General features: G+C 60.9%; 9 protein-coding genes, 2 pseudogenes and 1 other annotated feature. Of the genes and pseudogenes, 6 read left to right on the forward strand and 5 right to left on the reverse strand.

Features of this window, described 5'->3' with window-relative positions:
- Window positions 1-301: 301 nt before the first annotated feature.
- Window positions 302-357: a sequence feature (sul1 is cis-regulatory element that is thought to sense ions involved in sulfur or methionine metabolism; They are found in Alphaproteobacteria), on the forward strand.
- Between the two features lie 74 nt (window positions 358-431).
- Complete coding sequence (locus tag MUO32_RS23655) at window positions 432-1,919, forward strand: SulP family inorganic anion transporter (RefSeq protein WP_257950836.1); 1,488 nt, start codon at window positions 432-434, stop codon at window positions 1,917-1,919.
- Window positions 1,920-1,960: 41 nt separating this feature from the next.
- Here MUO32_RS23655 and MUO32_RS23660 read toward each other — a convergent pair.
- The 4 genes and pseudogenes from MUO32_RS23660 to MUO32_RS29415 form a co-directional block, all read right to left on the reverse strand.
- A pseudogene (locus MUO32_RS23660) lies at window positions 1,961-3,557 on the reverse strand (IS66 family transposase).
- Window positions 3,558-3,626: 69 nt separating this feature from the next.
- The gene (gene tnpB, locus MUO32_RS23665; RefSeq protein WP_257950837.1) at window positions 3,627-3,980 is read right to left on the reverse strand and encodes an IS66 family insertion sequence element accessory protein TnpB; all 354 of its coding nucleotides are present in this window, start codon (window positions 3,978-3,980) and stop codon (window positions 3,627-3,629) included.
- Entirely contained in the window at window positions 3,977-4,363 is a 387-nt protein-coding gene (locus MUO32_RS23670) for a transposase (protein WP_257950838.1), read from the reverse strand. Before MUO32_RS23670 ends, tnpB begins: the two co-directional genes overlap by 4 nt.
- A gap of 458 nt (window positions 4,364-4,821) precedes the next feature.
- Complete coding sequence (locus MUO32_RS29415) at window positions 4,822-5,070, reverse strand: DUF982 domain-containing protein (protein WP_374708713.1); 249 nt, start codon at window positions 5,068-5,070, stop codon at window positions 4,822-4,824.
- Between the two features lie 344 nt (window positions 5,071-5,414).
- On the opposite strand from MUO32_RS29415, the pseudogene MUO32_RS23675 reads away from it, so the two are divergent.
- The 5 genes and pseudogenes from MUO32_RS23675 to dhaL all read left to right on the forward strand — a co-directional run.
- Window positions 5,415-5,889 (forward strand): annotated as a pseudogene (locus MUO32_RS23675) (transposase); the annotation flags it as partial.
- 271 nt (window positions 5,890-6,160) lie between these two features.
- Window positions 6,161-7,108 (forward strand): substrate-binding domain-containing protein, encoded by a 948-nt coding sequence (locus tag MUO32_RS23680; RefSeq protein ID WP_257950839.1) that lies wholly within the window; start codon window positions 6,161-6,163, stop codon window positions 7,106-7,108.
- Between the two features lie 77 nt (window positions 7,109-7,185).
- Window positions 7,186-8,685 (forward strand): sugar ABC transporter ATP-binding protein, encoded by a 1,500-nt coding sequence (locus MUO32_RS23685; protein ID WP_257950840.1) that lies wholly within the window; start codon window positions 7,186-7,188, stop codon window positions 8,683-8,685.
- Window positions 8,675-9,652, forward strand: coding sequence for an ABC transporter permease (locus MUO32_RS23690; protein ID WP_257950841.1), 978 nt, complete (start codon window positions 8,675-8,677; stop codon window positions 9,650-9,652). Before MUO32_RS23685 ends, MUO32_RS23690 begins: the two co-directional genes overlap by 11 nt.
- A 37-nt stretch (window positions 9,653-9,689) precedes the next feature.
- The gene (dhaL, locus tag MUO32_RS23695; RefSeq protein ID WP_257950842.1) at window positions 9,690-11,456 is read left to right on the forward strand and encodes a dihydroxyacetone kinase subunit DhaL; all 1,767 of its coding nucleotides are present in this window, start codon (window positions 9,690-9,692) and stop codon (window positions 11,454-11,456) included.
- A gap of 8 nt (window positions 11,457-11,464) precedes the next feature.
- On the opposite strand, the gene MUO32_RS23700 is transcribed toward dhaL, so the two are convergent.
- Window positions 11,465-12,421: a sugar-binding transcriptional regulator gene (locus tag MUO32_RS23700; protein ID WP_257950843.1), complete on the reverse strand. Its 957-nt coding sequence runs from the start codon at window positions 12,419-12,421 to the stop codon at window positions 11,465-11,467.
- Between the last annotated feature and the right edge of the window lie 249 nt (window positions 12,422-12,670).

Genomic DNA, 12,670 nt, shown 5'->3' on the forward strand with positions numbered 1-12,670 from the left:
GCCATACAGCTTTGTATCCGGCCGTCTGAAGATCGTGCCGCGGAAATTTCTCGTCGGTCGATTCGAGTTCCTGGAGGCCCACCACATCGGGTGCGTCCACTTTAAGCCATCGAAGAAATGCTGGCAGGCGATCATTTACACCGGTGACATTGTAGGGCGCGAGCTTCATCGAACCCAATCCGATTCAGAACGTAACCGGTGTCGCATCCGCACCTTGACCGCCGCGTCCTGTGTTTGGTGTCAAGTTCAGACCAAGACATAATTGCAAAACTGGACTGCGTGAGCTACTTAGCGTCATCCACAAGGACCCGGTGAAACTCCGGGTGGCTCTTCTGGCCGCCGATCCGCCAGACAACACAGCAACGCAACCTATCCAATTTCGAGGACCGAGTTTTGCTCGGCCCGTTGCCTCAACTGTGATAAAATCTCCCATGCGAACTCTTTCAAACTACCGTCAGGAGTGGTTCTCCAACATCCGTGGCGACGTACTTTCGGGTATTGTCGTCGCTCTCGCGCTTATCCCGGAAGCGATAGGCTTCTCGGTGATTGCGGGTGTCGATCCCAAGGTCGGCCTCTACGCCTCCTTCGCAATTGCCTGCGTGGCGGCCTTTGTGGGCGGTCGGCCGGGCATGATCTCTGCTGCGACGGCCGCGACCGCTGTCGTCATGATATCGTTGGTCAAGGACCACGGTCTTCAGTATCTGTTCGCCGCCACTATCTTGATGGGCGTCATCCAGATCGTCGCGGGATGGCTGAGGCTCGGCCGCGTGATGCGCTTCGTATCGCGGTCGGTCATCACGGGTTTCGTCAATGCACTTGCTATCCTGATCTTCATGGCCCAGTTGCCTGAACTTATTGGGGTTCCGACACTCACCTACGTGATGATCGCGGGCGGCCTCGCCATCATCTACCTCTTTCCATACGTGACCAAGGCGATCCCTTCGCCGCTCGTGGCCATCGCGGTCCTAACGGCCATGGCATGGTGGTTTGGCATGGACCTACGCACTGTCGGCGATCTCGGCGAACTTCCGTCCACGCTCCCTTTCCTCATGCTTCCGCAGGTGCCTCTGACCTGGGAGACGCTGCAGATCATCTTCCCATACTCAGTGACGCTCGCTGCCGTAGGACTGCTAGAATCGCTGCTTACTGCGCAAATCGTCGACGACATGACGGACACGCCGAGCAACAAGAGCCAGGAATGCGTTGGTCAGGGCGCGGGGAATATCGCCTCTGCACTGATCGGAGGCATGGGCGGATGCGCCATGATCGGGCAGTCGGTCATCAACGTAACATCTGGTGGTCGAGGACGGCTTTCAACGTTCGTCGCGGGTGCTTTCCTGTTGTTCCTGATCGTCGTCCTTAACGACCTCGTCCAGATCATCCCCATGGCCGCGCTTGTTGCGGTTATGATCATGGTTTCCATTGGCACTTTCTCTTGGCGGTCGATCCTCGACCTGAGACGCCATCCGCTTCCGTCCTCTGTCGTCATGCTGGCGACGGTTATCACCGTCGTGGCAACGCATGATTTGGCAAAAGGCGTGATCGTTGGCGTCCTGCTGTCCGGCATCTTTTTTGCTGGCAAGGTAGCCCGTCTGTTCAGAGTCACGCGACTGGAGAATGCCGAAGAAAACAGTGTCACCTATGCAGTGGTGGGGCAGGTCTTCTTTGCGTCGGCGGAAGCCTTTATCCACGCGTTCGACTTCACAGATAAGGGTAAGCGGATCATCATCGATCTCACAAAAGCCCATCTCTGGGACATTACCGCGATTGGCGCGTTGGACAAGATCGTGTTGAAGTTCCGCCAGGCGGGCGATGAGGTCGAGGTTCTCGGCTTCAACGAAGCGAGTGCTGATATGATTGATCGCTTCGCGCTGCACGACAAAGATGAGCGGCTTGCGGCAAGCGCCTCACTACACTGAACAACGTGGCTGTGTACATTCGTGCGCAGCCATCTGCCCCGCTACTGTTGCCTCTTGGTCCGCTCCAAGGTCGGTTTATACCAAGGCAAACGCGCATGTATCTGGCCCTGCTTGTGGCCGTTGACGATGGCAGTGAGTGTGGCGGTCAGATAAGCCAGCGGATCGACGCCATTGAGTTTGCACGTTTCGATCAGGGAGGCGATGACGGCCCAGTTCTCAGCTCCCGCATCATGACCCGCAAAGAGTGCGTTCTTCCGATTGAGAGCAGTCGGCCGGATGGTCCGCTCGACACTGTTGTTGTCGATCTCGATACGACCGTCGGTAAGGAAGAGCTTCAGGCCATTCCAGTATTTGGCGATGTAAGCCAATGCCTCGCCGAGCGGGGACTTCGTTGCGACACGGCTACGGTGATGGACAAGCCAGTCATGCAGGTCTGCGACGAGTGGCGCTGATCGTTCCTGCCGACCTGCAAGGCGAGATTCAGGATCAAGGCCGCGCAATTCGGCTTCGATGCGATATAGCTCACCGATCCGTTTGACGCCATCCTCAGCAATCGGTGCTGACCCGTTGCGGGTGATCTCCACCAGCTTGCGCCGGGCGTGAGCCCAACAATAGGCAAGCCGAATCTCTGGGCCGACATGCTCTGGCGCGATCAGCCTGTTGTATCCGGCATAGCCATCGACCTGCAGGATGCCGGAGAACCCCTGCAGTATCCGTTCGGCATGAATGCCCCCGCGGCCAGGCGCATAGGTGAAGGCCACGCCTGGTGGAGCGCCGCCGCCCCAAGGACGGTCATCTCTCGCAAGTGCCCAGAAGTATCCGGTCTTGGTTTTGCGCGAGCCGGGATCGAGAACCGGGGCACGGGTCTCGTCCATAACAGCTTGGTCGAGCGCTTCAGAACGGCAATCAGCGCATCGAAGACGGGCCGCAGTTCATAGGCTGCTCGACGGACCCAGTCGGCGAGTGTGGATCGGTCGAGATCAAGGCCCTGACGGCTCATGATCTGCGCTTGCCGATAGAGCGGAAGGTGATCGGCATGTTTGGAAACCAGCACATGAGCGACGGTCGCTTCGGTCGGCAGTCCTGCCGGGATCAACCGTGCCGGAGCCGGGGCCTGAACGACACCGTCGGTGCAGGCACGGCATGCATATTTGGACGACGGATGACGATCACGCGGAACTGTGCCGGGATCACGTCCAGTCGCTCGGAGACATCCTCGCCAATGCAATGCAGACAACCACCGCAGGCGCAGACCAGGCTTTCCGGCTCGATCACCTCCTCAACACGCGGAAGATGGTTCGGAAGGGAGCCACGGTTGATCGCGCGTGGCTTGGCAAGCCTGTTTGCCGTCGGGGTGTCCGCCTCATCCTCGGCATGGATCAGGGCCATAGCCATTTCCGGGTCTTCCAGTGCCAGATCGAATTGGTCGGGATCGGTCTTCTCGGATTTGCGTCCGAAGGCGGCCTGTTTGAAGGCTGCGACCAGCTTCTCAAGCCGTTCGATCCGCTCATCCTTGCAGGCGATATGCTCGATCTTGCTGGCTATCGCAGAGTCCTTGGCCGCCTCGCGTGCTTGCGCCGCGATCAGCATCGCCTTTAGGGCAGCAACATCATCGGGAAGGTCGGCGGCATCAAGCATGGCCGGAAACTACCAAATTGAACGCGGTTTTGCCTTCGGAATTTGCCGTGCTGAGTCATCGTACCGCAGCTATTCGATAGCCTCCGGTGTTCTCGCCTGGACGGCATGAACCCGCCGCCAATCAAGTCCCGCAAACAGGGCTTCGAATTGGGCGTGGGTCAACGTCATCAGCCCATCCTTGATGCCTGGCCAAGTGAACGTGTGCTCTTCCAGTCGCTTGTAGGCAATGACGATACCGGAGCCATCCCAGTAGATGAGCTTCAACCGGTCCGCCTTGCGCGACCGGAACACGAAGACCGTTCCAGTGAACGGGTCCTTGTGCAGCTCGTTCTTAACCAGCGCCGCCAATCCGTCATGGCCCTTGCGGAAGTCGACCGGCTTGGTCGCTACCATGATCCGCACGCGGTTCGACGGAAAGATCATGCCGCCGCCGCTAAGGCACGCGCGATGGCCGCGATCTGCGCAGCAGATGCGCCTTCCTCAAGGCGGATGGTGACCGGACCGAGGATTATCTCGGGACGACTGAGCATTTTAGGCGGCAGTTCCGAAACAGGCGGATCGACGATCACCGCCGCGAACTCTACCGCATCCTCCGGTGCTGGCAGGATCAGCTTGCCCTGCCGCGCCATCGTTCGCCAAGTGGAAAGGCTGTTCGCTCGCAACCCATAGCGTTGCGCAACTTCATTGACCGTCGTGCCAGGCCTCAAGCTTTCCGAAACGATCTTAGCCTTGACCTCATCAGGCCAGTGTCGGTGAACCTCACGTCCAGACTTGCCGGTTGTGAGAAACTCCAATGTAGTCTCCATGGAGAAACTCCCGTTCTTCATCCATGGACAGCCGATCACAGATCAGACGGCGGAGGACAATGTGGAGGGAGAACACCGGTTACTTCAGAACGGTGTGAGGGAAAATCCGATTCGCGGTCTCACCCCGAGTGGATAGTCTGCCGGATTCGGGCCCGCCTGATACGCAGCAGCCTGACGACCGGCAACGCGCTTGATTGCTTCGAAAACCGCCTTGGGCGGCCAGCCAGCCACGATCAGCCGGTCCGCAAGCACCTGCAAGGCGGTCACGACTGCGTGCTCACATTGAACTGCAACCTCTGAATCACTCGTCGGGTGCTGAGGCTGTGGAAGTCGAAAGTTCATTGATCGTCTCCTTTGAACCCTGGGCATCCATGCGGCGAAGCAGGTACGAGTGCTGGGTCCGCAATGCCGAGGACATTCGGTTGGTTCCGGTCTTGCCAGGCAAAGCGATCAATACCCTAGCGAATGACCACGACGTTTGCCTCTCGGGCGGCTAAGAGGAACGCCAATCGAGCCCTGGACGGTGAGCATTTGCCTTCGATAGCCTTTGCGCAAAACGCGAGCGCTCGCTGAAACGCGCGTCCGTAGGTCACTGGCCATTTCTCAGCCAGCACAAACATGGCATTCCGCGGATCCCTGATCTCTATCGCGCGGGGCGTCCCCGGAAGGAGGATGGCAAGGGCGTTGTCCCAAATCACAGAAAGCATTGCATTATTCCTAGTCTAACCGAGGCAACAAATGCCTATCAGCAGACGGTGGTTCCGTGACGGATCAATGAAATTTGTGGGGCAGGCGTGCAACGTGACGGACTTACTCACCCATCTTCGTCGGCACGCCCTCGCCAGAGACAAGCGGGCCATCAGCAGCTTCTTCCGGAACGACATCGGGTCCAGGTTCCTCGATCGGGCGATCGGGAATGTCCGGTGTGTAGTCCGGAGTTTCCCCAGGCAAAACATCCAGGGTTCTGAATAGCCCCTAGATTCGTAGACACCCTGTTTTTAAGTTTTGGCATGAAGAGCACCATGAGCAAATCGAATTCAGCAAAGAGTTTATGCGTGACGCGGTGCGCCAGATCACAAAGCTAGGCTATCCGGTTGCGAAGGTTTCGCAGCGCCTCGGCGTCAGCCAGCATTCGCTTTACGAATGCAAGAAGAGGTTGCGGCGTCGAACGCCAAGGGCAACGATGAGGCCGAGGAGATCAGGCGGCTGAAGAAGGAACTGGCTCGCGTCACCGAGGAGCGAGACATCCTAAAAAAAGCGGCCGCGTATTTCGCCAGGGATGCAAAGTGAAGCACGCGTTCATCGCCCTGCATCGCTTGCAGTTTTCGGTGCGGACGATGTGCCGCCTTTTGCGAGTTCATTCCAGTGGATTTTACACCTGGCTGAAGAACCCGCTGAGCAGGCGGGCCAACGAGGACAAGCGGCCGACCGATTTGCTCCTGACGGCGTGGGAGGAGAGCGGCAAGGTCTACGGTTATCGCAAGCTGCATGACGACGTTCTCGACCAGGGCGAGATGTCTCTGCCAGCATCGTTCTCCGCAGCGCAAGGTCGCAAAGACGCAGAATGATGAGGCCACCCCAGCGGATCGAAGCCATAACCAAATCCTGCCGTAAACCACAACACGGAAACAGAACCTGCTCATGGATCATTTTCGTATAGCATTTTACTGTTGTATTTAGGAATTTACATCTGTATCAGATTCACTCGGGCTTTGGGTTTTGGGAGCAAGCCCCAGCAGAGCCCTCGTTCCATCATTCAGGCGGGAGGAAGTTTCGCCTGCTCCAAGGGAGGTCATCATGAAGAAATTTTCCATGTTGCTGGCGTGCGCCGCCGCATTCGCCCTGCCCGTCGTCGCCTCGGCGCAGGACGCCGCCGGAACCACCAAAAAGGAAAGCTACCGCTTCGTCGTCGTGCCGAAGGTCGTGCATCCGTGGTTCGACAAGGTGAACGAGGGCGCACAGGCGGCAGCCGCCGCGATCAAGGCGCAAACCGGCTCCAGCGTCGAAGTCGTCTATTCGGCACCGCAATCCGCCGACGTCGTCCAGCAGAACCAAATCATCGACAGCGCGCTCGCGACCCAGCCCGACGGCCTGGCGCTCGACCTGCTCGACCCCTCGGGCAACCGCGCTTCGCTCGAAGAAGCCCAGAACCAGAACGTTCCGTTGGTGATCTTCGATTCGATCCCACCGGAAGGCATGGCGATCCCCTATATCGGCTCCGACTTCTGCGAGCAGGCGAAGATCGCGGCCCGGCGCCTCGTCGAGGTTCTCGGCGGTGAAGGCGAAGTCGCCATCATGCAGGGAGTTCCGACCGCGCCGAACCATTCGATCCGCGCCGAATGCCATCGTCAGGTCTTTGCCGAACACAAGGGCATCAAGGTCGTTGCCGAAGGTATCGACAATGACAGCATCGAGACGGCGCAGCAGCAGGCCGCCGCCATCATGCAGGCAAACCCGAACCTCAAGGGCTGGGTCGCATCCGACGCCGCAGGTCCGATCGGCATCGGCCAGGCGATCGTCGAAGCCGGCAAGCAGGGCAAGGTCACCCTTGTCGGTCTCGACAACTTGCCGGAAATGCTCGACATGATCCGCGATGGCGTTGCCGACAGCTCCTCAGCCTCGCAGCCGGAACTGCAGGGCTACTGGTCGGTCATGCTGCTCTGGGCGCAGGCAACGGGCGCGAAGGTGCCGGGCTACCTCGACACCGGCAACGCCTTCCTTACCAAGGAAAATGTCGGCGGCTGATCCGGCCGAAACCGGATTGCCGCGAGGCGCGGGTTTTCCCGCGCCTCTTCTATCTTCATCCTGCGCGCAGGTATCCCATGGCTTATCTCGAAACCCGCGGCCTTGGCCGGGACTTTCCCGGCGTGACAGCTCTCGACGGGGTCGATCTGTCGATCGAACTCGGCCGCACGCACATTTTCGCCGGCGAGAACGGTGCGGGCAAATCCACCCTCGTCAAGATCCTCACCGGCACAGACCGTCCGTCGCGCGGCCAGGTGCTGATCGGCGGGCGTGACCCGGCCGACGATGCGAGCCTCTACAAGAACGTCGCCTATGTGCCGCAGGAGCTCAACCTCTTCCCGCAGATGAGCGTTGCGGAAAATCTCTTCATGCCGTTCGAACGCACGGGGCATGGTGGGCTTCTCGTCAATCGTGGTGCGCTCGTCGAGGACGCCCGGACCTATCTCGAGCGGTTCGGCATTGAGGCCGATCCGCGCGCGCTGGTCGCCAACATCTCGGTCTCCGACCAGCAGTTGCTGCAGATCGCCCGCGCCTGCACCAATGCCGACATGAAAGTCCTCATCCTCGATGAGCCGACGTCATCGCTGACGCGCGTCGAGGTGGACCGGGTCTTCAAGGTCATCCGCGGCCTGCTCGACCGTGATCACGCCATCGTCTTCATCAGCCACAAAATGGACGAGGTCTTTGCGATCGGTGACGACTACACGGTGCTGCGCAACGGTGAAAAGGTCGAAAACGGCCGGATTGCCGACATCGGCGAAGCGGACCTGATCCGCGCCATGTCCGGCCGTGACCTCGCCTTCGACGAGCATTTTCGCCCACAAGGGCCTGTTACCGACACGATTATGGATGTGCGCGGGCTTTCCGGCGCCCGTTTCCACGATGTCAGCTTTACCCTGCGCCGTGGCGAGATCCTCGGTTTTGCCGGGCTCGTCGGCGCCGGGCGCTCAGAAGTCATGCAGACGGTCTTTGGCTTTCTGAAAGCCAAGGCGGGTGCCGTGACGGTCGAGGGCAAGCCCTGGACGTTGAACGACACATCCGCCTCGGTCGACGGCGGCATGCTCTACCTCTCGGAGGAGCGCAAGCACCACGGCATCTTCCCACTGCTATCTCTGCGCGAAAACATCGGAATTTCTATTCTCTCGCTCACCAAGGGCTCGTTCGGCATCAGCGGTGGCCGCGAGCGGGAGGCGGTGCAGAAAATCGTTGACGACTACGGCATCCGCACCTCCGGCATGGGCAAGCGCATCTCGCAGCTCTCCGGCGGCAACCAGCAGAAGGCCATCATCGGCCGGGCGATGGCAACCCGACCGCGCGTGCTGATCTTCGACGAACCCACCAAGGGCATCGACATCCGCACCAAGACCGAGATCTACAAGATCATGAAGGGTTTGGCCGAAGAAGGCGTCGGCGTCATCCTCGTCTCCTCCGAACTCGACGAACTCAAGAAATGCGCAAGCCGCATCGTGACCATGCACCATGGCCGCATCACCGGCGAGTTCGACACCACAAACACCAGTAATGAAACCCTCGTAGGCGCCATCTTCGGCACGGAGGCGAAAGCCCATGCAAACTAGCCCCACGCAAACCAGCGCCGTCGCGCATCTGGCGCGCAGCCCGCTTGCCGGCGTCTTTATCGCCCTCGCGGTCATCTTCACGCTTTCCGCGCTGATTTCTCCCTACTTCCTCACGCCCTACAACCTGTCGGTCATCGCCCGCGGGCTGGCCTTCGTCGGCCTGATCACCATCGCGCAATCCATGCTGATGGTGCTCGGCGAGCTCGACCTGTCGCTCGGCGTGATCGGCGGCCTGTGCGGTGTCATCTCCGGCATCCTTATGGTGCGGCTCGGCTTCGAGCCCTATTCGGCCATGTTGCTGGCGATCTTGCTCGGTGGCTGTCTCGGCCTTCTCAACGGCCTCTTGGTCACCGTGCTCCGGCTGCATTCGCTGGTGCTCACCATCGGCACCGCCGGAATCTTCGGCGGTGCGAACCTGGTGCTGACGCGCGGCGTCGCGATCACCGGAATCCCGCGCGATGTGCACTATCTCGGCCGCGGAGACGTGCTTGGCGTGCCTGTTCCCTTCCTCATCATGCTCGCAGCACTGGCTTTCGCCACCTTCGTCATGCTGAAGACGCCGTTCGGCCGCTACATGTACGCTATCGGCAACAACCAGGCCGGTGCGCGCATGCTCGGCATCAAGGTCGACAAGATACGCCTTCTCGTGTTCGGCGTGGCCGGCGCGATTGCCGGACTGGCCGGCGTGCTGATGGTTGCGCGCCTCGGCACCGCCCAGCCGTCCATTGGCGAAACCTGGGTTCTGGCGCCGATCGCGGCCTCCGTCATCGGCGGCGTCGCCACGACGGGCGGCATCGGCAGCCCGATCGGGGCGATCTTCGGTGCCGGCATCATCGCCATCATCGAAAACATCATCGTGCTCTTCGGCGTCTCGCCCTATTGGCAGGGCATCGTCTCGGGTGCGATTGTCGTGCTCGCCATTTCCTTCGACGCTATTTCCCGCCGTTATCTGCGCCGTGACGCTTGATACAAGCCGCCGCATCGATCTGACGAAAGACAAGAGAATGAACCAGGAAGTCAAAACCAAGAAGCTGATCAACGCGCCGGAATACATCATAGCGGAGTTGATCGAAGGCATGGTCGGCGCGCATCCGGACATGCTGCGCGTGGAAGGTTCGACCGGACGGGCCGTCGTCGCCGTCGATGGTCCGCGTGACGGCAAGGTGGGCATCGTCGTCGGTGGCGGCTCCGGCCATGAGCCGGCCTTTGCCGGCTATGTGGGGCGCGGCCTTGCCGATGCGGCCGCCGTCGGCAACGTCTTCGCCTCTCCCTCCCCGTCGCACATCGTCGAAGCGGCGCGCGCCGTCGATGGTGGCGTCGGTGTCGTCATGCTTTACGGCAACTATACCGGCGACGTCTTGAACTTCACCATGGCCGCGGAAGAGCTGGAACAGGCCGGGATCGCCGTGCGTCATGTGGCCGTTGCCGACGATGTTGCCTCCGCTCCCATCGAGCGAAAATCGGAACGCCGCGGCATTGCCGGCGACTTCTTCGTCTTCAAGGTCGCCGGTGCTGCCGCCGATCTTGGCGAGCCGCTGGCGCGTGTTGAAGCCTTGGCGCAAGCGGCGAACGAGGCGACCCGCTCGATGGGCGTGGCCCTCAGCCCCTGCTCGCTGCCGCAGACCGGCAAGCCAAATTTCACCATCGGTGACGACGAGATGGAAATCGGCATGGGCATCCATGGTGAGCCCGGCATCCGCCGCCAGAAGCTTGCGCCGGTGGACGAGGTGACCGACGAGCTGGTCGATGCGGTCATCAAGGAGCTTGGCCTGAAGGCTGGCGAGCGCGTTGCCGTTCTCGTCAACGGTCTCGGCGCCACGTCGCAGATCGAGCTTTACCTCATCTTCCGTCGCGCCAAGCAGCGGCTCGACGCGCTGGATGTCGAAATCCATGCTTCCTGGGTTGGCGAATACGCCACCTCGCTGGAAATGGCCGGCGCCTCCGTCACGCTGATGAAGCTCGACGACACGTTGCAGGCGCTTCTCGATCACCCCTGCCGCACGCCAGCCCTCGTCGTCGGCGCCTTCGAAAGGACCGACGGAATTGCCGCGCGCAGCCGCAAGACCGCCAAGGTTGTCGAGAGCACGGCAGCCGCGCAGGAAAAGCCGCGCGAGCTTCTGACCGAAGGCGACGTCACGCCGGCGATCTTCAAGACGATGATGCATGCGGTCGGCAACGAGATTATCGCGGAAAAGAACTGGCTTTCCGAACTCGACGGCGTGATCGGCGACGGCGACCATGGCGTGACAATGGAGATCGGCTGGAAGGCCGTACAGAGCGCGCTGGACGACAGCCAGGACGACGAGACGATCGAGGGCATTTGCAAGCGCATGGCCAAGGCCTTCCTCGATGCGGTCGGCGCCTCCTCCGGTCCGCTCTACGCAACCGCGTTCCTGCGCGCCGGCACAGCTGTCAGCCACCGCCTCAACCTCGATGGCGCCGGCATGGCCGAATGGCTGAGTGCCGCCTGCCAGGGCATTCGCGATCGCGGCCGCGCCGACCCAGGCGACAAGACAATGATCGACGCCTGGGTACCGGCGGTCGAAGCCGGACAAAAGGCGGCGAAGGATGGTGGCTCGGCGCTCGACGTGCTGGTTGCCGCTCGCGATGGCGGCGAGGCGGGCATGAAGGCAACGGCGGCGCTGGAATCACGCCGTGGCCGTTCCGCCAAACTCGGCGAACGCTCCGTCGGCCATATTGACCCGGGTGCGGCCTCGACCTTCGTGACACTGCGCGCCATGGCGGCTGCACTTCAGAAGGCGCTTGCCTGATTGAATGTTCAGCGCGGGCCTTGCAGCAGGGCCCGCGCGACACCTTCATTGGTGACTAGCCGGTTGACATAGCCGGCGCGCAGGATCGCCCTGATGATAGGGATTTTGCGAATACCGCCGGAAACCAGCACGGAAATGGGTTTCAGCTTCAGCTTGTCCGGCGGCAGCGCGATGATCGAGTCGTTGAGGAAATGATCGATCGCCTGGCCACGCGCATCGAGAAACCACCCCATGAATTCGCCGACCGCGCCGCGCTTCAACACCGTGTCGAGATTGTCCTTCACCACGCGGATCTGCGTCAGCGACGTATCCTGCGCCAGCGCGCCACAGGACACTATGCCGATATCGGCAATCTCGGTGCGTGCCAACACATCCGTCAGCTCGTCATTGAGCAGCAGCGCATTGCGGCTTTCGGGATTGGCGCAGTAGATCGGCGCCGTCAGATAGTGGCATTCAACGTTGAGTGCGCGCGCAAAGGCCGTTGCCACCTCGAATGTGTTGGTGGCCGAACCGCTGGTGACGCCACCGGTCAAGCCGACCACCCAGCTTTCGGATTTCGGCCGGGCATGAAGGCTGCGCACGGCAAAGCTTAGGGTACGCCCCGAGCCGATGCCGACGCCCATGTCGCGGCCTTCGATCAGGTCGCTGGCAAGCGAGCCGGCCGCCTCGCCGATCACCCTCTTCTGCTCGAGATAATCGTCCAGGTCCGGAACCACGATGGCATCGACCAGACCGTAACGGGCGGAGACCTTTTCGGCGAGTTCGATGCAGTCGGTCAAAGGCAGGCTGACATTGACCTGCACGCTACCGGATTCGCGCACCTGACCGATGATCTTGTTCACCTTCAGCCGCGTGATGTTCATGCGCTGTGCGATTTCCTGCTGGGTCTGGCCGCCGATGAAATAGAGCCATGCGACGCGAGCGCGCTCCAGGTCCTCGTCGAAATGTCCCCAATCGTCATTCATCTGGCACGACTTCCCCACTTGTTTCGCCCTCGATACCCACTTCACGTGTGGTGGGCAACTGTGGAAAGACGGGCGGGTTCAGCGGCGTTGCTCACGCCCGCGTCTGCGGCAAAGCGATCGCGGATCCCAAAGTGCTGTTGGCGATCGATTTGGGGTCCGCGATCAATGCGTCGGTGGATGAACCCGGATGCCAACGCCATGGCGCCCTACACCTTCGCCAGAATGTTCGCGACAGTCGATATGCTGAGC

It is taken from the genome of Shinella sp. CPCC 101442, assembly GCF_024704725.1.
Lineage (GTDB): Bacteria > Pseudomonadota > Alphaproteobacteria > Rhizobiales > Rhizobiaceae > Shinella.